The 22,394-nt window shown below is 40.5% G+C and carries 14 protein-coding genes, 2 tRNA genes and 3 rRNA genes; 11 read left to right on the plus strand and 8 right to left on the minus strand.

Annotated features, from left to right (window positions below; all coding sequences use genetic code 11):
• Window positions 1-8 precede the first annotated feature (8 nt).
• Together nth and tsaD are read right to left on the minus strand one after the other, a co-directional pair.
• Entirely contained in the window at window positions 9-647 is a 639-nt protein-coding gene (gene nth, locus PQO03_RS03475; protein WP_274151154.1) for an endonuclease III, read from the minus strand.
• Entirely contained in the window at window positions 647-1,714 is a 1,068-nt protein-coding gene (gene tsaD / locus PQO03_RS03480) for a tRNA (adenosine(37)-N6)-threonylcarbamoyltransferase complex transferase subunit TsaD (protein ID WP_274151156.1), read from the minus strand. The genes nth and tsaD overlap by 1 nt, the downstream gene beginning before the upstream one ends.
• Window positions 1,715-1,911: 197 nt before the next feature.
• Here tsaD and PQO03_RS03485 point away from each other — a divergent pair, with 197 nt between their 5' ends.
• Window positions 1,912-4,257: a tetratricopeptide repeat protein gene (locus PQO03_RS03485; RefSeq protein ID WP_274151157.1), complete on the plus strand. Its 2,346-nt coding sequence runs from the start codon at window positions 1,912-1,914 to the stop codon at window positions 4,255-4,257.
• A gap of 155 nt (window positions 4,258-4,412) precedes the next feature.
• Window positions 4,413-5,666 carry a citrate synthase gene (locus PQO03_RS03490; protein WP_274151159.1) on the plus strand — a complete coding sequence of 418 codons (1,254 nt, stop codon included), beginning with the start codon at window positions 4,413-4,415 and terminating at the stop codon, window positions 5,664-5,666.
• A 57-nt stretch (window positions 5,667-5,723) separates the two neighbouring features.
• Here the strand turns inward: PQO03_RS03490 and PQO03_RS03495 are convergent, their stop codons facing one another.
• Both PQO03_RS03495 and PQO03_RS03500 read right to left on the minus strand, forming a co-directional pair.
• Window positions 5,724-6,080 (minus strand): group I truncated hemoglobin, encoded by a 357-nt coding sequence (locus PQO03_RS03495; RefSeq protein ID WP_274151160.1) that lies wholly within the window; start codon window positions 6,078-6,080, stop codon window positions 5,724-5,726.
• Window positions 6,081-6,169: 89 nt separating this feature from the next.
• Complete coding sequence (locus PQO03_RS03500) at window positions 6,170-7,135, minus strand: bile acid:sodium symporter family protein (RefSeq protein WP_274151161.1); 966 nt, start codon at window positions 7,133-7,135, stop codon at window positions 6,170-6,172.
• Between the two features lie 77 nt (window positions 7,136-7,212).
• On the opposite strand from PQO03_RS03500, the gene PQO03_RS03505 reads away from it, so the two are divergent.
• The 7 genes from PQO03_RS03505 (at window position 7,213) to PQO03_RS03535 (ending at window position 15,530) form a co-directional block, all read left to right on the plus strand.
• A complete protein-coding gene (locus PQO03_RS03505) occupies window positions 7,213-8,436 on the plus strand; it encodes a permease (protein ID WP_274151162.1) in 1,224 nt (407 codons plus the stop codon).
• Window positions 8,437-9,006: 570 nt separating this feature from the next.
• Window positions 9,007-10,522 (plus strand): 16S ribosomal RNA (locus PQO03_RS03510).
• Between the two features lie 128 nt (window positions 10,523-10,650).
• A tRNA-Ala gene (locus tag PQO03_RS03515) sits at window positions 10,651-10,724 on the plus strand.
• A 7-nt stretch (window positions 10,725-10,731) separates the two neighbouring features.
• Window positions 10,732-10,808, plus strand: a tRNA-Ile gene (locus PQO03_RS03520).
• A 225-nt stretch (window positions 10,809-11,033) separates the two neighbouring features.
• Window positions 11,034-13,950: ribosomal RNA gene (locus PQO03_RS03525) — 23S ribosomal RNA — on the plus strand.
• 123 nt (window positions 13,951-14,073) lie between these two features.
• Window positions 14,074-14,188 (plus strand): 5S ribosomal RNA (gene rrf / locus PQO03_RS03530).
• The 16S, 23S and 5S rRNA genes sit together here with 2 tRNA genes alongside, the layout of an rRNA operon.
• Window positions 14,189-14,492: 304 nt before the next feature.
• On the plus strand, window positions 14,493-15,530 hold the full coding sequence (locus PQO03_RS03535) for a YHYH protein (protein WP_274151164.1): 1,038 nt from the start codon (window positions 14,493-14,495) through the stop codon (window positions 15,528-15,530).
• A 114-nt stretch (window positions 15,531-15,644) separates the two neighbouring features.
• Here the strand turns inward: PQO03_RS03535 and PQO03_RS03540 are convergent, their stop codons facing one another.
• On the minus strand, window positions 15,645-17,270 hold the full coding sequence (locus tag PQO03_RS03540; protein WP_274151165.1) for an IS1634 family transposase: 1,626 nt from the start codon (window positions 17,268-17,270) through the stop codon (window positions 15,645-15,647).
• Between the two features lie 256 nt (window positions 17,271-17,526).
• On the opposite strand from PQO03_RS03540, the gene PQO03_RS03545 reads away from it, so the two are divergent.
• The gene (locus tag PQO03_RS03545) at window positions 17,527-18,117 is read left to right on the plus strand and encodes an RNA polymerase sigma factor (RefSeq protein WP_274151166.1); all 591 of its coding nucleotides are present in this window, start codon (window positions 17,527-17,529) and stop codon (window positions 18,115-18,117) included.
• A complete protein-coding gene (locus PQO03_RS03550) occupies window positions 18,114-20,330 on the plus strand; it encodes a protein kinase domain-containing protein (RefSeq protein ID WP_274151167.1) in 2,217 nt (738 codons plus the stop codon). The genes PQO03_RS03545 and PQO03_RS03550 overlap by 4 nt, the downstream gene beginning before the upstream one ends.
• Window positions 20,331-20,345: 15 nt before the next feature.
• Here the strand turns inward: PQO03_RS03550 and PQO03_RS03555 are convergent, their stop codons facing one another.
• From PQO03_RS03555 to PQO03_RS03565, 3 genes are read right to left on the minus strand one after another with little or no spacing between them, the layout of a single operon-like run.
• Window positions 20,346-20,639, minus strand: a complete 294-nt coding sequence (locus PQO03_RS03555) for a hypothetical protein (RefSeq protein WP_274151168.1) — start codon at window positions 20,637-20,639, stop codon at window positions 20,346-20,348.
• Window positions 20,632-21,549, minus strand: a complete 918-nt coding sequence (locus PQO03_RS03560) for a hypothetical protein (RefSeq protein ID WP_274151169.1) — start codon at window positions 21,547-21,549, stop codon at window positions 20,632-20,634. The genes PQO03_RS03555 and PQO03_RS03560 overlap by 8 nt, the downstream gene beginning before the upstream one ends.
• A gap of 59 nt (window positions 21,550-21,608) precedes the next feature.
• The gene (locus tag PQO03_RS03565; protein ID WP_274151170.1) at window positions 21,609-22,328 is read right to left on the minus strand and encodes a Rossmann-fold NAD(P)-binding domain-containing protein; all 720 of its coding nucleotides are present in this window, start codon (window positions 22,326-22,328) and stop codon (window positions 21,609-21,611) included.
• Window positions 22,329-22,394 lie beyond the last annotated feature (66 nt).

Below are 22,394 nucleotides of genomic sequence, written 5' to 3' on the forward strand. Positions count from 1 at the left end.
AATTTTAATTATGATTTACTTATACTCTTTCGTCCATATATGCTGCAGATGGGGCACGCCGATGGGCTGTGGCCACGAGCAGGACAGAACTCCCTGCCAAAGTAAATGATTTGTAAATGTAGGTCAATCCAAGTTTCTTTTGCGAATAAGCGCTTGAGGTCTGCTTCTGTTTTTTCTACAGATTTACCTGTTGAAAGTCCCCAGCGAAAAGCAAGCCGATGGATGTGTGTGTCAACGGCAAAGGCCGGTACATTGAAAGCTTGAGACATAACCACAGAAGCTGTTTTGTGGCCAACACCAGGCAGTTCTTCGAGATAATCAAAGTCACAGGGAACTTGTCCCTTATGTTTTTCTACTAAGATCCTTGAGAGTTCGCTAATGGCTTTAGATTTGCGTGGAGATAGACCGCATGGGCGAATGATGGCTTTGATATCTTCGACGTCTTTATGCATCATATCATAAGGATTGTCGGCCAGTTCAAAAAGAGCCGGTGTGACTGTGTTGACTCGAGCGTCGGTACATTGAGCAGACAAGAGTACTGCGATCAGTAAGGTGTAGGAGTCTTTATGGTCGAGTGGAATGGGTGGCTTTGGATATAATTTCTGTAATATGGATAAAATATCAGCAACTTTCTCAGATTTTTTCATTAGGTGAATACGGGTAGGTTTTCAATTATAGGCGCCCGTCCACTGGCTTCGACAAAGTCAGAGACATGTTCAGGGTTTTTGAGATAATGGTAGCCCAGGCCTGCAATCATTGCGGCATTATCAGTACAGTATTTAGGTGGAGTCAAAATAAGTTCTTTACCACTTCTGATTGCCATCTTTTGTACACGTTCACGGATGGCGCTATTACAAGCAACACCACCACAGAGTAAGAGCGTGCGAGCGCCATAGCTTTCGGCCGCCATTTTCATTTTTGTACTGAGGACATCTACGATCGAGTCTTGATATGAAGCGAGTAAATCAGGAAGGTCTTCGTCGGGTACATGGCCATCTTTCCAGGTTTTTTTAACGAGGTTCAATAGCGAGGTTTTTACCCCAGAGAACGAAAAGTTGAGTTTATTTTCTTCGCTATAGGAGCGTGTTTTTGGCAAAAAAGACCTAGGGAATTTATACTTTTCAGGATTGCCAGTTTTGGCGAGGCGGTCAATGATGGGTCCACCAGGATAGGGCAGGCCTAAGATTTTTGCGGCCTTATCAAAAGCTTCACCAGCGGCATCATCAATTGTAGAGCCGACTAATTCACAATCGCCACTTTTTTTAATAATGAAGAGCTGTGTGTTCCCACCAGAAATTAACAAAGCGCATAAAGGAAAAGCCTCAGGCTTGGTGAGGATATCTTGGCGTTCAATAAGACCACCATATATATGAGCCGCCAAATGATTAATGCCACAGACTTTTTTACCAAGAGACAAAGCAAGCCCATTGGCAAAAGCGGCACCCACTAAGAGGGCGGGTAAAAGTCCTGGTTGAGCAGTGACCGCAATGCCATCAATATCTTCTAATTCTAAGTCTGCCTGAGCAAGTGCTTGATTAAGAGTGGGACGAACATTATTTAAGTGTTCACGAGCAGCAAGCTCTGGGACGACACCACCATAAGCAGCGTGGTCTTTTATTTGTGAAGAAATAGCATTCGCTAAAACTTCATGCCCATCTCTTACTAGAGAGATAGCGGTTTCATCACAGCTGGATTCAACTCCTAAAATAATCATATGTAACCTTAAAATAATAATAATTACTTCAAGATATAAACAATAACTCATGTGTCAACAAAGTGTCGGCTGAGAATCTTGATTTGAAAAAGACTATATAATCTATTAAACAATGAGTATTGAGTAGAGTTTGTTTGTTGACATTATCTTTGTAGGCTTCTACTTTTGAGCTCTTATTATAATAACGTGGAACCATTGTGAAGCAGCCTTTAATTTTCATTAGCTTACTTTTATTTAATTTTACAGTTTTATGCGAGACTCCTGAGGCCATGTGGAAAAGTGCTTTTCAAGAGTTCGATAAAGCTGAAATACATTTCAAAAAAGCGGAACACTCGAAAGCAGACTCGGCTTTTAGTACTGCCTTAGCCAAGTTTTTAAAAATTTCAGTTGATTATCCAAGTTGGGAGACGACCTCAGTCAGTTACCGAGTGAATGAATGTAAGGATAAACTCAATGAGATTAAAAACTTGCCATCTAGTAAAAATAATGACGCGATCAAGAAGGGTAGTGATAAGTCAGACTTGAATAAAATCCGGGCAGAAAGAGACAAATATGCCAAAGCGATGATCATGTCCTATAATAAGAATAAGAAATATAAAAGGGAAATGGAGCTTTTAAAAGCTTTGTTAAGTCAGGCACAAAAGTCAGCTGGCAGTAATTCTCAGACTAATTCGGACTTGGAAAATGCAATTTTGGGTAAGCGTAAGTTAGAGTTGACAATTAAAGGTTTAGAGAGTGAAATTAGTGAACTCAAGATAAAGAAAGCGACTTCGAATGAACAAGAGTTAATTGATCTTCAAAGTAAAATGGATACTTTTTTGCTGGACGCGCAAAAAAAACAAAGGGTTTTGGAAGCAAATTTAAATACGTCTCAAAAAACTTTATTGCAAAAAAACAATACTCTTATGGATCAAAAGAGACTCTATAAAGAGTTGAAGGCACTCTCTGTTGAGAGTGAATTAGAGAAGAAATTATACTTAGATCAAATGAGTGAGAAAAACACTCAGATCACTAAGCTAAGTAAAGAAGTGAACTCGCTTAAAGGGCAGAAGATGAATATGAGTAGTTCATTAAATTTAGCCCAGAAATCTTTAGTGGATACAGAAAATAGAGAGAAGGCAAGTCAAGAAAAACTATTTAAACAAATAGAATCTTTACAAGGAAAGAACATTGCCTTAAATGCCAGACTTTTGAAAATGACTCAACAATCATCACAATTATCTAGTGAGAAAATGACGCAGACCAAGCTACAGGTCGATTTAACTAAATCTAATAATTCACTTACCCTTGAGCGTAAAAAAAATGCTGCCCTGATTACGGAGCATGAGAAGCACTTGCTTTCTGTGAAGAAGTCACAGGATACCCTTGGCAATCAAAAAACTGAGTTAGAGCTGAAAGTTACTGGCTTAATACTCGAGAATAAAAAATTGTTATTGAGGGCGAGTAAGGCTCAAAGCGAAAAAAATATAGTGGCCTTAAAAAATAGTCAACTGAAAGAACAATTGATAGACCGTGAAACGAGTTTCGTTAATCAGTTAAAGATGACTTCAAGTAAACAGGCTGAAGTCATTAAAAAACTCACCAAGGACCTTAAAGACAAATCAGAACTTAATAATATTTATGCAGCTAGGTTGGATTCGAGTAGTTTAGCAATGCTCTCTTTGAATGAAAAATTGAAAAAGTTTTTAAAAGAGGAAAATTCCAAAGAGGGTCAGGGAGATGATCAAGAAAAATTAAATCTCATTAAAAAGTTAGAAGCTAGTGAAGGCCTTAATAAAAAACTGAATGGAGAGCTTATTTCTTTGCGTGAGCGTTATATAAAACTTAATAAATTTAGTGGTCAAAAAGACGATGAGATTATAGCGCGATATGTAAAGTTAAAAAAAGTTCATAGTGAACTGCAAGTTGATTTTAAAAAATTAGTGCAAAGAATTCCTAGCGAGGGTGTGCAGGAATCAAACTTCACGGATGAATCTTCAGAAAATATTAACCGTAAAATAGAGACTCTGATATATGATGCCTATAAAGCCTCCAATGAGGGGAAGCACCAAGTGGCATTAGGCTTGTATGCTCAAGCCTTAGAGTTAGATGATAAAAATCTAGATGCTCTTATGAGGACAGGGATTCTGTATTATCAGTTGGGGCAACTATCTGAGGCAGAGCGTTACCTCAATCAGGCTTTTTATCAAAATCCTGATGATGCAAATATTTTAATTCCGTTGGCTATGTCAGTTTTAGATAAAGCGGACTATCACTTGGGTATTTCATTATTAAGTAGAGCAGTAGCGCTTAAACCTGAGGATGACGAACTCAGAGTTAATCTAGGCGTTGCACTACAGGCCTTAGGTTGGGAAAAAGCCGCTTTGCGTGAAATGGAGAAAGCTTATGAGATTAACGACAAGAATGCGCAGACGGCTCTGAATTTAGCAGTCTTATATTTATCTCAAACTCCAAAGAGAGTTACGCAAGCAAAAGCAATGTATGAGAAAGCTCTGACTATGGGGGCACAAAAGTCGCCTTTACTTGAAGAGCTACTCAGATAAAACACTATGTGTTTCTTACGCTTTTGTAAAAAAATATGTATTTTTACATAATAAGGTAAAAAACGACTTAAGTTGTGTTCCTATGCAGTTGATTTTATGACAAAACTTTATATCTTACAGAACTTTTTAAATCAAAGACAATTCGAGGAGAAATAATGTCTGACTCAGCTACACTAAACCTCGCGGGGAAAACGCTCAATCTACCAATTATTGAGGGTACAGAAAACGAAAAAGCTATTGATATTAGCGCACTTCGCAAAGAGACTGGCTATGTAACTTTTGATCCAGGTTATGGTAATACATGCCCTTCCAAGAGTTCTATTACATTTTTAAACGGTGAAGCCGGTGCGCTTCGTTACCGTGGTTATACAATTGCAGAGTTATGTGAAAAGCATACCTTTGAAGAAGCTTCATATTTGACTCTTTATGGTGAGCTACCAACAACTGAGCAATTAAAAGAATTTACATCAGCTATTAACGAGCATAGAAAAATGCCGAAACAGCTTGAGAAGATTTTTGATGCTTATCCAGATTCAGTTCATCCGATGGTGATGATCAATGTATTGACTTCATCACTATCTGCCTACTACCCTGAAGTAACAGCTATCTCTGATCCTGCACAAGTTGAGAAAGCAACTCAGGTTGCTATTGGCCAGATGCTGACTTTTGTGGCTTTTGCTTACAGAAAAAGTATTGGTGCTAGTTTTGAGTACCCAACTGAGCCGTGCTCTACTGCTGCGGGTTTACTTAAGATGATGTTTGGCAATGACTATGAAGTTGATCCTGATGTAGAAAAAGTTATTGATGAGTTATTAATTCTTCACGTAGATCATGAATTTAACTGCTCAACTTCTGCGGTTCGTTTAATTGGTTCTTCGCAAGCTAATCTCTTCGCATCAATTTCTGGTGGTATATCGGCTCTCTGGGGTCCTTTACATGGTGGTGCCAATCAAGCTGTTGTTGAAATGTTAGAGTATATCCATGCAAATAATATTGATCCGCAAGAGTACCTAGAAAAAGTTAAGCGCAAGGAAGATGGTATTCGTCTTATGGGCTTTGGCCACCGCGTTTATAAAAACTACGATCCTCGCGCACGAATTATTAAAAAGACCTGTGATAGAGTTATGGCAAAACTTGGTCAAGAAGATCCACTTCTTGCCATTGCCCAAAAGCTTGAAGCAGCTGCTTTGTCAGATGAGTATTTCACAAGTAGAAAATTATACCCAAATGTTGATTTTTACTCAGGTATCGTTTATAGAGCGATTAAAATTCCTACAGAAATATTCACTCCATTATTTGCATTAGGCCGTTTACCTGGTTGGATAGCTCACTGGAGAGAACAAAACTCTGATCCAAAAGCAAGAATTGGTCGTCCTCGTCAAATCTATACAGGTGAGACTCAGCGCTAGTTCTTAATTTAGCTATAAATTTTAAAGGCCGACTCATACGAGTTGGCCTTTTTTAGTTTAAATCGTAACGATATCTTGTCGAGTGGATTCAAGTATAGTAGCGACTTCATTAATAGTTTCGCTATCAACTTTTTGAATCTCTAGTGCCGTAATCATATCCTCAACAGTAGCATCGAATCCTTCATGAGTGATTTTTAAATTTAAATGAGACTCACGCAAGGAGAGTCTAGTGTATTCAGGTACGCCACCAAATACATAGGAAAGGAAAAAGCTTTGATGAGATTTTAGAGTTACGAGATCGATATTCTTGAAATAATCTTTAACCCTCTCATCAGAAAGGACTATTTGATAAAAAGAATCAAGAAACTTTTCAATCCCTTCTAAGCCTCCAATTTTGTCAAAAAGTTTTTGCATTTTGCGTCCTTAACAATTCTCTATTAGTCTAAGATATGTTTTTTGGAGGCAATAATCAAAAAATTAAGAATGTAATTTTGTTTGAAGACTCATTTTTTGTTTTTATTAGCCCATTTTTGGGCAATAAAGCTATCTAGATAGATTTGTATGAGATGATAAATCATAGTTGCAATTAAAGCAGTAGGAAAACTTTGAGCAAAGTGTGCCGACCAAACGGCTATGGCGAGAGGTAGAGTTTTTTGACTACAGCAAATGGAAAATGAAATCCCTTGTGGCTTTGTTAGGGAGCTATGTTTACTGAAGAAATGAAAGAGGAATAGGGCCGCTAGATGAATGACGGCGGATAATAAAGCTATGTAAAGAGCTTCTTTTAATGATACATTAAGTATCTGTTCTTTTTGTCCTCCCGTATTGACGAAAATGACCGTCCCGAGGAATAAGACGGGTGCATATCTTATGGTGTAGCTAAATTTTTTGCCGACGCACTTTAGTTGTTTTCGTAGGGCCCAGCCACATAAAGCGGGGATGAAAACTGTTAAAGCTAGTTTTTGCATCATTGAAAGTGTGTTGAATTCGGCACTTGATGAAAGGTATATGCTTATTAATATGGGCGAGATGAGAACGGCACAGCAATTCAAAGCAATTGTTATAAAGAGTGCAGATCGTCGATCACCCCCTGCTAAGTCTGCAATAACAATTCCTGATACAAGTGTACAGGGCATGCAACTGATGAGCATTAGGCCGAAATAATTATCTGGGCTGAGATGAGAGAACTCTAGAACTCCGTAGGCGATTAATGGGAAAATAATAAAAGAGGCAATTATACCAAATGAAATTATTTTTAGATTGTGGGAGAGATCAATTTTTTCTTTTGGATTTAAGCCGAGCCCTTGGCAAAGGAATACACCTGCGATTAACCACGGAGTCATCCCCGCTAAGCGCCAAGTTTCCGATACTTCTGGAAAGGCTAAGGCGGGTAGGGTCCCTGCGATTACTGAAATGATAATTATTTGCGAGTTGATGAACTTTAGTATTTTATCTTTACTGGTACTCACTGCAGGCTCTCTTTTATTAATCTGATTGAGGGTGATATTAGTAGAAGATTATTTTAATAAAAGACTGTAGAGGAAATATGCGAAGCTTTTTTGAGAGTTTTTGGACTTTAAGTCAGGAGCTTGCCTTTCCTTTGTTTGTCGGCGCGGCCATCGCTGGTGTGCTTCATCTGTTTTTAGATAAGCGGCATATTACAAAGTATCTATCTGGGAATAAATGCTTAGTAGTGATTAAATCAGTTTTTCTGGGTTTGCCTTTACCTATATGTTCATGTGGAGTATTACCCTTAGCGGTCTCCTTAAGATCGAAAGGTCTGAGCAAGGGTGGGGTTAATGGCTTTCTGGTGAGTACGCCTCAGACTGGAATAGATTCTTTTTTGGTGGCAAGTAGTTTTTTCTCTTTACCCTTTGCTTTTGCTAAACTTTTAATAGCTTTAATATTGGGTCTCATTACGGGCATTGGTTCAAATCTAATTGAAGACGAAGAAACTTTCCTTATTGATGATGAAGCAGTCGAGTCTGCTAAAGAAAATAAATTTAAATCTTGGTGGCAGCACAGTTTGATGGTTTTGGAGTCTATTTGGCTATGGCTCTTTATAGGTATAGCCATTTCATCACTTATTAGTGTACTGGCAGAAAGTTTGGAATTGAGTAAAATAATAGAGCCTTTTACATTGTGGCAACAGATGGGGCTAATGCTTTTGATTTCTCTCCCGCTCTATGTATGTGCGACCGCATCTATACCAATTGCAGCGGGCTTTGTGTTAATGGGGGTGCATCCAGCTGCTGCCTTAGTATTTTTAATTGCAGGTCCCGCGACCAATGCGGCAGTGATTTTACCGATTTCAAAGATACTGGGGTGGAGGCATGTTTTTTTACAGCTCTTTGTGGTGATAGTAGGTTCTTGTCTTGGGGCTTATCTATTTAGTTTCTTATTACCACAAACTGCAGAGCTGATACCTTGTCATAGTCATCATAATAGTTCATGGTACAAACAAGTTTCGGCTTTCCTCCTAATGGCTCTTTTTCTTAGGCAGTCTTTGCTCTCTATGCAGGATAAATTTAAAGCCACTGATCAAGGCTTGGGTAGTAGCTTCGTGACTTATGTATATTCTGTGGAGGGCATCCATTGCCAATCATGTGTAAATAAAATTCAGGCTGCAAGTGAAAGTCTTGATGACTTTGCATTAGTTGATATTAATAAAAGCACACAAGAATTTAGTTTTAGATCATCCTTAGAATCGAGATCCGTGTTCTTGGAGAGGATTAAAAAATTAGGCTTCACGAATATAAAAGAGAAATGAGTAGCTATTCTCAGTTTGCAGCTTTTTGAAGACTTGGGCTCATGAGAGAGCTATGAATTTTAGAAGCCTTATCTATCAAGAAGTATAAGAATGGAGCGCAAGTCAGCGTCAGAGTTGATATATAGGTGCAAGAAATTTTACATTTGCGATAGCAACCACTCCGTTCCCAGCTGTAAATTCATCGTTTTGACTAGAGATGAAGCGCAAAGGTGCATATCATCAAAAAAAAATCCACTGGCCATAAAAGTTATAAGTCGCTGATTTTAAAAGAATAGCCTTGGGAATCCCCTAGGGATGAATAGTGAATCCGCATAAAAAGTTAATAAAAGATAGCAAAGAGCTTTGCAGAAAAACGAACTGGGGATATTCTAAGGCCTCGTCAGAAACGACGGGCAAACAACGGGGCCGAAAGCGAGCTAGTTGAGAGTAAAAAAACGAAGATTTTTGATAGTTGAATTATATGATAGTAACGGGCTCCTAAATCATTTATGATTTAAGAGTTAATTTTTTCGAGAGAGAAAACTCAATAGAATAAAAAAAGTAATAAGTCAGAATCAAACACAATCAAATTGATTGGAGAGTTTGATCCTGGCTCAGAATGAATGCTGGCGGCATGGATTAGGCATGCAAGTTGAACGAGAATCTAACTTCGGTTAGAGGAAAGTAGCGAAAGGGTGAGTAACGCGTGAATAATCTGCCCCCAAGTTTGGAACAACAGTTGGAAACGACTGCTAAAACCGGATGTGGATATAAGGTCGCATGATCTAATATCTAAAGGAAACGCTTGGGGATGAGTTCGCGTGCCATTATGTTAGTTGGTAAGGTAACGGCTTACCAAGACTATGACGGCTAGGTGGTCTGAGAGGACGATCACCCACACTGGGACTGAGACACTGCCCAGACTCCTGCGGGAGGCTGCAGTCGAGAATCTTCCGCAATGCGCGCAAGCGTGACGGAGCAATGCCGCGTGATCGAAGACGGCCTTCGGGTTGTAAAGATCTGTCAGGGGGGAAAAACGATGATGGTACCCCCAGAGGAAGCCACGGCTAACTACGTGCCAGCAGCCGCGGTAATACGTAGGTGGCGAGCATTATTCGGAATTACTGGGCGTAAAGGGTCCGCAGGTGGTTAACTAAGTCAGATGTGAAATTTCAGTGCTCAACACTGAACCTGCATTTGAAACTGGTAAACTAGAGTATGTGAGAGGTAAGCGGAATTTGTGGTGTAGCGGTGGAATGCGTAGATATCACAAGGAAGACCAAAGGCGAAGGCAGCTTACTGGCACAATACTGACACTCATGGACGAAGGCTAAGGTAGCGAAAAGGATTAGATACCCTTGTAGTCTTAGCAGTAAACGTTGTACACTCGATGTTGGTCTGGTTAGTCGGATCAGTGTCTAAGCTAACGCGATAAGTGTACCGCCTGGGAAGTACGGTCGCAAGACTAAAACTCAAAGGAATTGACGGGGGCCCGCACAAGCGGTGGAGCATGTGGCTTAATTCGAGGCAACGCGAAGAACCTTACCCGGGTTTGACATTGAGCGACGTTCGGTGAAAGCCGAATTCCCTTCGGGGCGCGAAAACAGGTGCTGCATGGCTGTCGTCAGCTCGTGCTGTGAAGTGTTCGGTTAAGTCCGGCAACGAGCGCAACCCATACCCTTACTTGCTAACAGGTAATGCTGAGAACTTTAAGGGGACTGCCCGTGTTAAGCGGGAGGAAGGTGTGGACGACGTCAAGTCAGTATGGCCCTTACACCCGGGGCTGCACACGTGCTACAATGGCCGGTACAAAGGGCAGCAACCTAGCGATAGGAAGCGAATCCCCAAAACCGGTCTCAGTACGGATTGGAGTCTGCAACTCGACTCCATGAAGATGGAATCGCTAGTAAATGGGCATCAGCTACGGCTCATTGAATACGTTCCCGGGCCTTGTACACACCGCCCGTCACATCATGGGAGCTGAGTTCACCCGAAGTCGTTGCGCCAACCTGCTTGCAGGAGGCAGACGCCGAAGGTGGGCTTAGTGACTGGGATGAAGTCGTAACAAGGTAGCCGTTGGGGAACCAGCGGCTGGATCACCTCCTTTTTAAGGAATGAAAAAAGACTAACCTCTATTTAGAACTTCGGTTCTATAACATGAGTGCTTTTTACATGACTTATTACCCCGTTACTATCATATAATTCAGACATTGGAAATCTAATGCTGTAAATTAAGGGGCCTTAGCTCAGCTGGCTAGAGCGCCGCCCTTGCAAGGCGGAGGTCAAGGATTCGAATTCCTTAGGCTCCACTTAGATACGCGCATAGCTCAGTTGGTTAGAGCGCATCGCTGATAACGATGAGGTCCCAGGTTCAAATCCTGGTGCGCGTACCAAAACAATTTAGCATCCACGAAAGTGTGGAAAAGCTTAGATCATTGAAAGGAAGAAAACAATAGAATGAAAGAGTCAAAGTATAATTGATGTCTTTTGATTTTAATCAAAAGACGCAAAGTAAGAAACAATTTATACCAAGATCGCAAACCAAAGAATACAAGATAGAACGACTTAGTAAGAAATAGGTGTGTCGCCGAAAATGTTAATTTTTTAAGATTTTTGGTGGACAAGCTAGTAAGGGTGTATGATGGATGCCTTGGCACTAACAGGCGATGAAGGACGCGTTAAGCTGCGAAATGCCTCGGGGAGCTGCAAAAGAGCTTTGATCCGGGGGTATCCGAATGGGGAAACCCAACTGGAGTTATGTCCAGTTATCTCTGACTGAATAAATAGGTCAGAGAAGCGAACCTAGGGAAGTGAAACATCTCAGTACCTAGAGGAAAAGAAATCAACCGAGATTGCGCTAGTAGCGGCGAGCGAACGCGCAAGAGCCTAAACCTAAGAGCTTGCTTTTAGGGGTTGCGGGACCTGCAATATTGTATTGAAGAGATAGCTGAATAGTTTGGAAAAACAAACCACAGAGGGTGATAGTCCCGTAAGCGAAATTTCTTTAATATATAGCGGGTATCCCAAGTAGGGCCGGACACGTGAAACCCGGTCTGAATCAGGGAGGGCCACCTTCCAAGGCTAAATACTCGTTAGTGACCGATAGTGAACCAGTACCGTGAGGGAAAGGCGAAAAGAACCCCGTAAGGGGAGTGAAATAGAACCTGAAATCATACATCTACAAAGTGTGGGTCATCTTTATATGATGTACCGCATGCCTTTTGCATAATGAGTCTGCGACTTACTGTATACGGCAAGGTTAAGTTATTAAACGGAGCCGAAGCGAAAGCGAGTACGAATAGTGCGATTCAAGTCGTATGCAGTAGACCCGAAACTGAGTGATCTATCCATGAGCAGGTTGAAGCCCGAGTAACATCGGGTGGAGGACCGAACCAATACGTGCTGAAAAACGTTTGGATGACTTGTGGATAGGGGTGAAAGGCCAATCAAACTCAGTGATAGCTGGTTCTCTCCGAAATAGCTTTAGGGCTAGCCTTGAGTGCTTCTTTACGGGGGTAGAGCTACTGATTTTTCGCGGGCCCTTACCGGGGTACCAACAAATATCAAACTCCGAATACCGTAAATTTATGAGCTCAGGAGTCAGACTATGTGGGACAAGCCGCATAGTCAAAAGGGAAACAGCCCAGATCGCCGTCTAAGGCCCCCAAGATGGGCTAAGTGGAATTAAGGATGTGGAGTTGCTTGGACAATCAGGATGTTGGCTTAGAGGCAGCCACCATTTAAAGAGTGCGTAATAGCTCACTGATCGAGTGATTCTGCGCCGAAAATAATCGGGACTAAAGCCCATTGCCGAAGACGCGACCCAGCTTGCTGGGGGTAGGAGAGCGTTCTATGCAGGAGTGAAGCTTGATGGAAACAACAGGTGGACCGCATAGAAGTGAGAATGCAGACATAAGTAACGAAAAACTGGGTGTGAATCCCAGTCACCGAAATCCGAAGGTTTCCTGGGCAAGGTTCGTCCCCCCAGGGTTAGTCGGACCCTAAGGCGAGGCCCAACGGCGTAGTCGATGGACAACAGGTTAATATTCCTGTACTAGTTAAGTGTAGTGATGAAGGGACGCGGAAGGAAAGTGCAAATGAGTGTTGGATATCTCATACCAAGCAGGCAATTCGTAGAGTAGGAAAATCCGCTTTACATAAGAACCAACTGTTACGGGGCGAAGAAACCTTCGGGTAGAAACGCTTTGCATGGAACCATGCCGCCAAGAAAAGCTTCTAAGCGTTTGATGCTTAATTATCCGTACTAAAACCGACACAGGTAGGAAAGTCGAGTAGACTAAGGTGCGCGAGAGAAACCACGTTAAGGAACTCGGCAAATTAGCCCCGTAACTTCGGGAGAAGGGGTGCCCCCTCAGGGGGGCCGCAGTTAAGAGGTCTGGGCGACTGTTTAGCAAAAACATAGCACTCTGCAAACTCGAAAGAGGAAGTATAGGGTGTGACACGTGACCAATGCCAAAAGGTCAAATGGAGAGGTTAGCCTTCGGGCAAAGCTTCGAAATGAAGCCCTGGTGAATGTCGGCCGTAACTATAACGGTCCTAAGGTAGCGAAATTCCTTGTCGGGTAAGTTCCGACCTGCACGAATCGTGTAACGATCCAGACACTGTCTCAACGTGGATCTCGGTGAAATTGTAGTTCCGGTGAAAATGCCGGATACCCGCAGATGGACGGAAAGACCCCATGAACCTTTACTGTAATCTGATATTGTTGTTCGGGCAGATATGTGTAGCATAAGTGGGAGACTGTGAACTTACGTCGTCAGGCGTAAGTGAGTCGTCAGTGAAATACCACCCTTATCTGTCTGGGCATCTAACCCCACGTCCGTGAATCCGGATGGGGGACAGTTTCAGAGGGTCAGTTTGACTGGGGCGGTTTCCTCCTAAAAAGTAACGGAGGAGCTCGAAGGTCTACTCAGTATGGTCGGCAATCATACGTAGAGCGTAAGGGTAGAAGTAGGCTTTACTGTAACACCGACAGGTGGAGCAGTTGCGAAAGCAGGACCTAGTGATCCAGCGGTGGAAAGTGGTATCGCCGTTGCTCATCGGATAAAAGGTACTCTGGGGATAACAGGCTTATCGCACCCAAGCGTCCATAGCGACGGTGCGGTTTGGCACCTCGATGTCGGCTCATCACATCCTGGGGCTGAAGAAGGTCCCAAGGGTCCGGCTGTTCGCCGGTTAAAGTGGTACGCGAGCTGGGTTCAGAACGTCGTGAGACAGTTCGGTCCTTATCCTCTGCGGGCGCAGGATATTTGATAGGAGCATTCCCTAGTACGAGAGGACCGGGAATGAGTGACCTCTGGTGTTCCAGTTGTACCGCCAGGTGCATTGCTGGGTAGCTACGTCGCGAAAGGATAAGCGCTGAAAGCATCTAAGCGCCAAGCCCCCCTAAAGATGAGATATCCCAGGATTTATCCTCTAAAGGCTACAGGAAGACTACCTGTTCGATAGGCTGGAGATGTAAGCATAGCAATATGTTCAGTTGACCAGTACTAATCAGCCGTGAGGCTTGTCCACCTCTTTTTTACTTAGCACTCAAATGCTCAGTAAAAAAGACAATAAGCACACACACAAATTCGAGTTAAGTCGAGTTTGCGATCTTAATCTTTCCACACTAAGTTTTCTTCCCAACATTTTCCGGCTGGTAACCACAGCGGAGGAGCCACACCCGATCCCATCCCGAACTCGGTAGTTAAGACCTCCAGCGCCGATGGTACTGCAGTTAAGACTGTGGGAGAGCAGGTCGTTGCCAGCCTTTTTTTTTTGCTGCCTATTTATAGGCAGTTCGGCTAAGACCGGAAACATTCTAGAGCGTATATCATTTGATATACGCTTTTTTTTGTGCCCAGGCGTTGCCGTAGGGGCGGTTGAGGTTGTTAGATCACGAAAATTCAGAAGCAATACCAAGAATAAATAGTAGGTGAAGCCTCTCTAAGCACATTTTATAAATGATATTTCGCGTAGGACCTTGAGGGAATAGGAGATTCATTTTAAAATTGCTGAAAGGTTTTAGTGTGATCTTAAGATTAAGTAGATAAAGCTTAAGTAAAAGGAGTGTTATGAAAAAAATAGTATGTGGTTCTTTGTTCTTGATTCAAGTGAGCCTCTTTGCTCATATTGATGGATATGTTGAATATACAAAAGCTGCTCAAGAAGATTTTGGGAGCTTAATTTTAGCTATTTCTTCAGGGAAGCTTGAAAATAAAGTAAAAATCACAAAAGATGATGAGTACATTTATATAGAAACCAATAGTATTCCCAATCATAAATCGACAGGTAGTAGTGGTCGCAACCCAAATTCTATGCAGGAAACAAATAAATCGTATAGAGTTTCAGCTCAAGCAGAAATTAACGATAACCTTACTCAATCGAATCCAAATTCTTTTGGTGTGGCACTTAATGGAATTCCTTTTAGGCCCTCTACGGCAGAGACTTGGAATAATAATCGCGATTGGGTAGAAGAAGCAATTAGTAGTCGTGGGAAAAGGCTTTTGGGTTTGGATAGTAATTATGGTCATGTTGACCATTCGGGTCTTTATCATTATCATGGGAGTCCTACAGACTTCGTTAAACAACAGCAAAAAGCGACTCGTCATCGGATGGCCTTAGTCGGCTATGCGGCAGACGGTTTTCCCATTTATAGCGAATACGGATATAAGGATGAAAAAAATTCTAAATCGGGTCTAATCAAACTCAAATCATCTTATCAGTTAAAGAAGGGGAAACGTCCATCTGATGAACCACCAGGAAAATATGATGGTAAGTATGCAAATGATTACGAGTATGTGAAAGGCAGTGGTCATCTTGATGAATGTAATGGACGTTATGGAATTACGCCGGACTTTCCGAAAGGGACTTACTATTATGTAATTACAAAAAGCTTTCCTTTTGTCTCACGCTATTGGAAGGGGACACCCGATGCGAGTTTTGTTGATCGTAGAGCAATGGGTAATAATGCTCGAGGAAATAAAAATGGACAAGGTCAGGGAGATCAAGAAGGTCGTCGTCAAGGACCTCCAGGACAAAGTTCAAATAATGACAGGAGACCACCGCCTCCTCATCGTCGACCTCGAGCAGATCAAAACGAAGAATTTTAATTGCGAGGATCACATTTATTGTGATCCTTTTTTATCGGATATTCTTTGACTGAAACGAACTTAACCTGTTTAATTGCAATGATTTAAGTTCTGTTCAAAATAAAAAAATACTGGCTACTTGAGTTTCACCCCTAGTAGATTCAGAATTTTTTGCTGTTCTTCATCGGGTTGAGAGACCTCTTTTTTGACAACAACGCCGTCAATTAAGTTCTCAGTTATACGTATAGATTTTAAGCGCTCAACGACATGCTGGAAAGTCCAGCGCTTTTCTTTGTACTTTCCGTCTTCGTCAAATAGTAGCTTTAGTAATTGCGTCGCATTCCACTGTATGTAATACGCTAAGGTAGAAAGAAAAATGTGTGACTTTAAGCGCTCATCGGTTTTGTGGTGCATTGGCCGCAACTCAAGAGAAACGGTCTTTAGGTTTCTGAAGGCCTGTTCGACTTTTTGTAAGTCTCTATAAGCTAATACCGTCTCATCTTTACCGATATTTTCTTTGGGCGCGTCAGTTCGAATTATGTAACAGCCGTCGAATTTTTCTTCTTGCTTCACTTTTTCTTCATTAAGCGACCAGGTTAATTTCCCATTATCGTCCACATCCCATTGGAAAAACTTCTCCACTTTACAGCGCTCAAATAAACGGCCTACACTGGCCGCCACTCTCACGCGTTGACGCTTCTGTTTTACGCTGGACTTCTGAGTTAATTCCTTCTCTATTTTAGCGATAAGAGCTCGTCTAGTTGCATTCTCATCCCTCATTGTATTTTCATTTTTGCACAGCATGTAGCGTATATTCTTGTTGTCGTCATCCATTACTTCGAGGATACTCCTGGAGTCAAACAACTCCATTTGGATATTATCTTTTTCGTGCAAAGTTTTAATTTGAGAATGAGTTAGAGCCGTGATGGTGCTGTAATCAATTTCATTAACTTCAGCAATTCTTTTCGGGGTGAGCATGCCTCGATCTCCTGTGAAGATGAGGTTTTTAAGCCCATACTTCTCGGAAAGCTTTTTCACCTCGCCCAATACTGTAGTCTGATCTGAGGTAGAACCCTTAAATATCTCTACGCCAACGGGGCAGCCTTTTTTGTCGGTGAGCAGGCCGATGGCAATCTGTTTGTAGCCTACCTTGCCACCCTTAGGTTTTCCAAATGCGACTAAATCTGAATCTTCATATTTGCCTTCGAACCATGTATTTGTCATGTCGTATAGAACCATACAGCCGTCTTCTAGGTGTTTTTTTGAAAGCTTGCGTTCGATCTTATCTTTTCGCTCGAGTAGCTCATCCATGGGCTTGTAGCAATGGGCTTCAACATCTGGACGAACTCCGAGTTCATACCCGGCGAGAGCCCAAAGAAATGTATCTTGGTACATGTTCGTTAGACTGAGTTTACTGCCTTGATAAACCAGACGCCCCACAATCATCGCCAAAACATCCTCTCGGCACTGAGTTTTTTGAGAGAAAATCATTTTATCGAGCCCGAGATTCTTAGCGAGCTCCATGAAGACGTAGCTCGCACCAAATTCATAGCTGCGCCCGTGCCGTAAGTCCTCCAGGTTAAAATCACCTTTCTTGCCCTTGAGACTATTCTTTAGAGCCAATAATTGAGCTGGGGGTAACTTCGAAACATTACTGAGCGTGCGATGCTTGATCTTTCCGTCTTCACGAAAAGTCTCACGAACGAGATGGCTCACATAGATTTTTCCGTTGCGCTTAGATTTTATGGTCTCGAGATACATACTGGCTACTCTTTTTAGGATTATTTTTGATAAAATAAAGGTAAAAACATAAAAATCAATATGGAATAATTATATTTTACTGGCTACACTTTTTAATCAAAATAAGCACAAGCCTATATGGGTGAGGTGCTTGCGCTAAAAAACCAAAAGAATATCCGTTTAATGATTAAATCGTGAGTAATTTTAATCGTAAGTGAATTGTTTGCAGAAAAGTAATTAGGCTTTAGGTTTTCTGAACTTTAGTTCAAGGAAAACTATGTCAGATAAATGGCTCACCAGGAAAACGCTCTTGCAGAGAGTACAAAATTCTGATGACCCACAAGCGTGGGATCATTTTGTTGATTACTATAAAGATTTTATCTTCATAGTTTTAAAACGTATGGGTCTAAAAACCGTTGAATGTGAAGATCTACGGCAAGAGGTTTTACTCAAGCTTTGGAAAAATCTAAAGACTTTTGAAATAAATCAAAAACGAGCAAAATTCCGTACTTGGTTAAGTACTTTAATCCGTAATAGAACAATCGATTATTTGAGAAATAAACAACGGCAACCCTATATGGAAAGTCTTGATAATGTTAATATTATTTCTCAGTCTGACCTAGATGAAATAGTTAAAAAAGAGTGGGAAAGGTATTTAACACAAAAAGCATTGAGCCATGTGAAAGCATTGTTTTCTGGCGTTGCCGTACGGACTTTTGAATTATCTTTACTAGGGAAAAATGCCGAAGAAATAAGTTTAGAATTAGATATTAGTAAAGACTCAGTAAGGACTTTAAAAAATCGAGTTAAACTGCGTTTGGTTAAAGAGATCGAATTTTTACGCCAAGAAATGGAACTTAAAAAATGAGTGAGAATTCGTCGCATATCGAAGAAGATAAGCTTCATGATGCACTCGCAGGTCTTTATGATTTAAGTTCGAATGAGATAGAAGAGTCAAATCCCGAATCCTTACCCATATATTCGAGCTTATCAGCGGAAGAAAATCGTTATCAGGATGAAAGGCTTTTAGCAAGAGGGGGAGTGAAGCTCGTTTATAAAGCTTTTGACCCCAAAACGGGAAGGTATGTCGCTCTGGCTAAATTAGATGAGAACGCTCCGGAAGAATTATTTGAGCCTTTTTTACGTGAAGCACGATTAAGTTCTTTAATGGAGCATCCTAATATAATTACTATATACGATATCGGTTTGGATGCATTTAAGAAACCTTATTTCACTATGGAACTGAAGACGGGTAAAAGTTTAGATTTACTGATAACTGAAGAGTATGAACAAGATAAAAATTTAAGCCAAGAGTCACTGAGGAAGTTGTTGACTTATTATCTACGTATTTGTGATGCAGTGGCTTATGCACATTCAATGAATGTATTGCACCTAGATTTAAAAGCGGAAAATATACAGGTAGGAAAGTATGGTGAAGTTATTGTCTGTGATTGGGGCTTGGGTCGACTTGTCGGAAGTCGTGAATATGATGGGGGTGATTTTGATAGCTTACTGTTAAACCCTGATTTATTGAACAATATGACCTTAAGCGGAGAAATAAAGGGGACTCCTGGTTATATGTCTCCTGAACAAGTTAATAAGAAGAAGAGTATAATTGATAAGTATAGTGATATATATGCTTTGGGTGCACTGCTTTATACTATTCTCTGCAATCAGTCTCCGGCGTCTGATTGTAGTTCACTTGAGCAGATTTTAGAGCAAACAATCAAAGGTGATTTTCCAGATCCACAGACAATTAATAAAAATATTCCACGAGCTTTACAGGCGGTGATCAGTAAAGCAATGGCGCTTGAGCCTAGCAAGCGTTATGGGGACGTAGAAGAATTATATTCAGAGATTGATAGCTATCTCTTAGGCTATTCACCTACAGCAGAAAATGCCAGTTTGATAAAAGAATTCAGTCTTTTTTATGGAAGGAATAAGACTTCCTGTAAAGTCAGTTTTATTTTTATTTTTCTCCTCATGATCTTTACTAGCCTCTCATTTAAAGAAATTAAAGAAAAAGAATCATCTACGAGCCAAGCTTTAATCCTCCTAGAAAAAGAGCAGCAAGAAAAAGAGCGTATTGGTCGTGAGGCAGCACCCGCATATTTTAAAAAAGCAAGAGAATTATTGAATAGAGGTTTATTAATAGAGGCCTATAGTACTGCTGAAACGGGGTATTTATTAGATCCTTTAGATCAAGAAAATTTAAATTTGATGGGGCTGATTTTATTTGTTCAAGGAAAGTACGAGTCAGCGCAATTTTATTTAGATAAGCCTACTGTTCCACTCTTTAATTCACTCAAAAAATTAAATCAACTTTACCTTACAAATGATTATTCCGAGAAAGATGAAATTCATCAAATTAAATCTTTGCTTGATTATTGTAAATGGATTTTAGATGATGAAAAAACTTTGACACTTTTTTTATATTGGGCCATCGATCCACGTAAAGAAATTAGGGCTGCAGTCAAAAAACATATGATTTTTCATTTAGAAGATTGTCAACGTGTGCTTACTTATGCTCGACGCTGCAAGCCTGAATATGCGGAACTACTTTTTCAGATAGTACTCGATAAACTCAACAAGAAGCAAAGGTGGGTAAGCCGTAGAATAAGTGCAAGGATAGGAGCTAATTGGGCGACTCGTGAGGATCAGAGGATCTCTTTTAAAAAATTGATACCGGCAAATTTGGCATTGGGGCAAAAAGTAGTCAGCAGTGGTGGAGATGAAAAAGAGCCTGAATTTATGTTGGATGGGAACTATGATCATTATAGTAATTGGGCGGCAAGTCCTTATCCAGCTTATGCAACTATCGACCTAGGAGGGATGTATGAAGTGTCTCGTTTTGAAGTCTACTTGCGAGATAATAATACCGTCTATCAGTACAATATATATACATCAAATGATGGCATTAGTTTTAATAAAGTTATTGATCAAAGTCAAACACAAGAAAAAAGTAGAAAGGAAGCATTTGTGCATAAGATAAAGGCTACAATGGCACGCTATGTACGCTTAGAAGTGACTTATCACCACGAAAATATAGGCGTACATATACGGGAATTTGAAGTCTATTAGGATTTGAGTCTAGCTTTACTCTTCTTTTGACAAATCTTCTGGATCGGGGAGTTTATCATGTATCGGCCAAGGAGTAAATGCGAGAGTCCAAAAAAAGATAAAAGGTCCAATGACTGGAATTAAACAGCAAGTTGCTTTTGAGCTATTGAGTCCAGTCTTCTTACAGGCGATAGAAGAGAGGATGAATAGCGAAATGCTAAGGCCTACTAAAATGAGCCAAGGTGACCATTGGGCAGGGTTTACAGGTAGGAAATCAATGGCCGTATTGCTAGCGGCTTCGATGCTTTGTATAGCTATAATATTATTCATCAGCTTCTCCTGCTTGAGCACAAAATTTTGAGTGTAATTGCCAGTTGCTAAAGCAGATGAGCCACATAAATATGAATGGGCCAATCACTGGGATGAGACAGCTAAAGGCTAGCGTACTAGCAAAACCAGCTTTTTTACATATTGCCATAGCGGGCCAAACTAGCCAAAAACCAAATCCAAGAATGATGATCCATGCAACAGAAAAAGAACTTTGGAGTTTTTCTTCTATTTCAGCTTTTTCTTCAATACTGACAACTTCTTTTTTATGGCGATCAGAGAGATCTAAAGTTTTGACTACATATGCTTTAGGGTTTTTCCAGTCTTGTTCATGACCGACTTCGGAAAAAATAATACGTGAAATCGTATGTTCATCTTTAAGGAAGTCTTTAAAGGGAATCTTGATTTCCATGTAATTACCCTTCTTAGCATTCATTATACTATCGGATGAATAAGAAGCGATAGGCTTTACGTCAGGGGTACTAATATCGTATATTTTATAATGGGGGATAGCTTTTTGGTTGATGCTTATGGGGATGACTATTTCAAAACCTGGTACAGGAACATATTTATTGAGGCGTAAGTCTTTACTTGAACCCGTTGTTTTGTTATTATCAGTATCAACAACTATTTTAAGAAAGGCAGTGTCTTTGATCGCTCCAGCGTGATTTTTTGTGTTGAGTAAAAGGTATAGATATTCTTTGTCCATAGCGACTTTCAAGGACATTACATCTGTGTAGGGCGGTTTAAGCTCTATACCAAATGGTTTACTTAAAAAAGGAATAGCACGCCACTCTTGTGTCTCACCATCAATTTTGATGGATTTGCTAAAGGGTACTTTAAAAGGCTGTTCATCTTCTTTCGCAAAAGAAGACGTATAAATCATTAAAAAAGAGAGTAAAAATAGTCTCAAGAAACACTCCACATAGTTCTGATAATTAAAGTGTACATAGATTTCTCAGCTACGCAAGATCAATTTAAGCTTGAAAAGTCAGTGGCTCGTAAAAAAGGATGATTTTTATCTAATAAATCATCTAATACTTCGCTTTTAATAGTTTTGCGTAAAATTGCTTGTTTATTAGTGCTTCTGGGGAATTCATAATTGTAATGCTTAGCCAAGTCTTGCCACTCATCATTCTTACCGGTACAAAGGTTGATTCGACAAGAAGAAAAGTTCTTTTTAGCCAATAAAAAAGTGAGTTCAATGATGTCGTCTATATGGATGAGATTCACAACTTTATCAGGACTTTTAATGAGTCCTTTGAGTAACCAGTTTTTGGGATCTCGCTGTGGACCAAAAATACCGCACAAAGTAAAAATATTAGCGCCGAGTAGGCGGATCTTTTCTTCAGCACGGAGCCGAACTTTATCAAAATCGAGCGCAGTAGATTCGGTGATGATTTCTTGATCAACACTGTGTTTATAGACCGAAGTTGTCGAATAAATAATGACTTGCTTAGAGATCGTCTTTAAATATTGATAAAACTCAAGTTCTTCGCTTAAGCCCTTACAGGAAAATGTCCATATTACTGTATGAGCATGGGGTAAATTTTTCCAAGTGCTTTTATCACTTAATTCAAAATGAATCATGTGCTCATTTTTCGGGGTACGACTCGTGATCGCACTATTTTTACTCTTTGTAAAAATGCGAGAACCGCAATAACCATTTCCTAAAATCAGTGAATCATACATAAATATAAAACTTAAAATATTTTTATTAAAAATGAGGTTTGTAAAAAAGCTTAAAAGAATCAGCTT

The sequence above is a fragment of the Lentisphaera profundi genome (genome assembly GCF_028728065.1).
In the GTDB taxonomy this organism is placed as follows: domain Bacteria; phylum Verrucomicrobiota; class Lentisphaeria; order Lentisphaerales; family Lentisphaeraceae; genus Lentisphaera; species Lentisphaera profundi.

Excerpts from the sequence above, each read along its gene's own strand:
- PQO03_RS03540 (WP_274151165.1), bottom strand. The coding sequence starts at position 17,270 with ATGTATCTCGAGACCATAAAATCTAAGCGCAACGGAAAAATCTATGTG.
- PQO03_RS03505 (WP_274151162.1), top strand. The coding sequence starts at position 7,213 with ATGCGAAGCTTTTTTGAGAGTTTTTGGACTTTAAGTCAGGAGCTTGCC.
- PQO03_RS03535 (WP_274151164.1), top strand. The coding sequence starts at position 14,493 with ATGAAAAAAATAGTATGTGGTTCTTTGTTCTTGATTCAAGTGAGCCTC.
- PQO03_RS03555 (WP_274151168.1), bottom strand. The coding sequence starts at position 20,639 with ATGAATAATATTATAGCTATACAAAGCATCGAAGCCGCTAGCAATACG.
- PQO03_RS03550 (WP_274151167.1), top strand. The coding sequence starts at position 18,114 with ATGAGTGAGAATTCGTCGCATATCGAAGAAGATAAGCTTCATGATGCA.
- nth (WP_274151154.1), bottom strand. The coding sequence starts at position 647 with ATGAAAAAATCTGAGAAAGTTGCTGATATTTTATCCATATTACAGAAA.
- tsaD (WP_274151156.1), bottom strand. The coding sequence starts at position 1,714 with ATGATTATTTTAGGAGTTGAATCCAGCTGTGATGAAACCGCTATCTCT.
- PQO03_RS03490 (WP_274151159.1), top strand. The coding sequence starts at position 4,413 with ATGTCTGACTCAGCTACACTAAACCTCGCGGGGAAAACGCTCAATCTA.
- PQO03_RS03545 (WP_274151166.1), top strand. The coding sequence starts at position 17,527 with ATGTCAGATAAATGGCTCACCAGGAAAACGCTCTTGCAGAGAGTACAA.
- PQO03_RS03565 (WP_274151170.1), bottom strand. The coding sequence starts at position 22,328 with ATGTATGATTCACTGATTTTAGGAAATGGTTATTGCGGTTCTCGCATT.
- PQO03_RS03495 (WP_274151160.1), bottom strand. The coding sequence starts at position 6,080 with ATGCAAAAACTTTTTGACAAAATTGGAGGCTTAGAAGGGATTGAAAAG.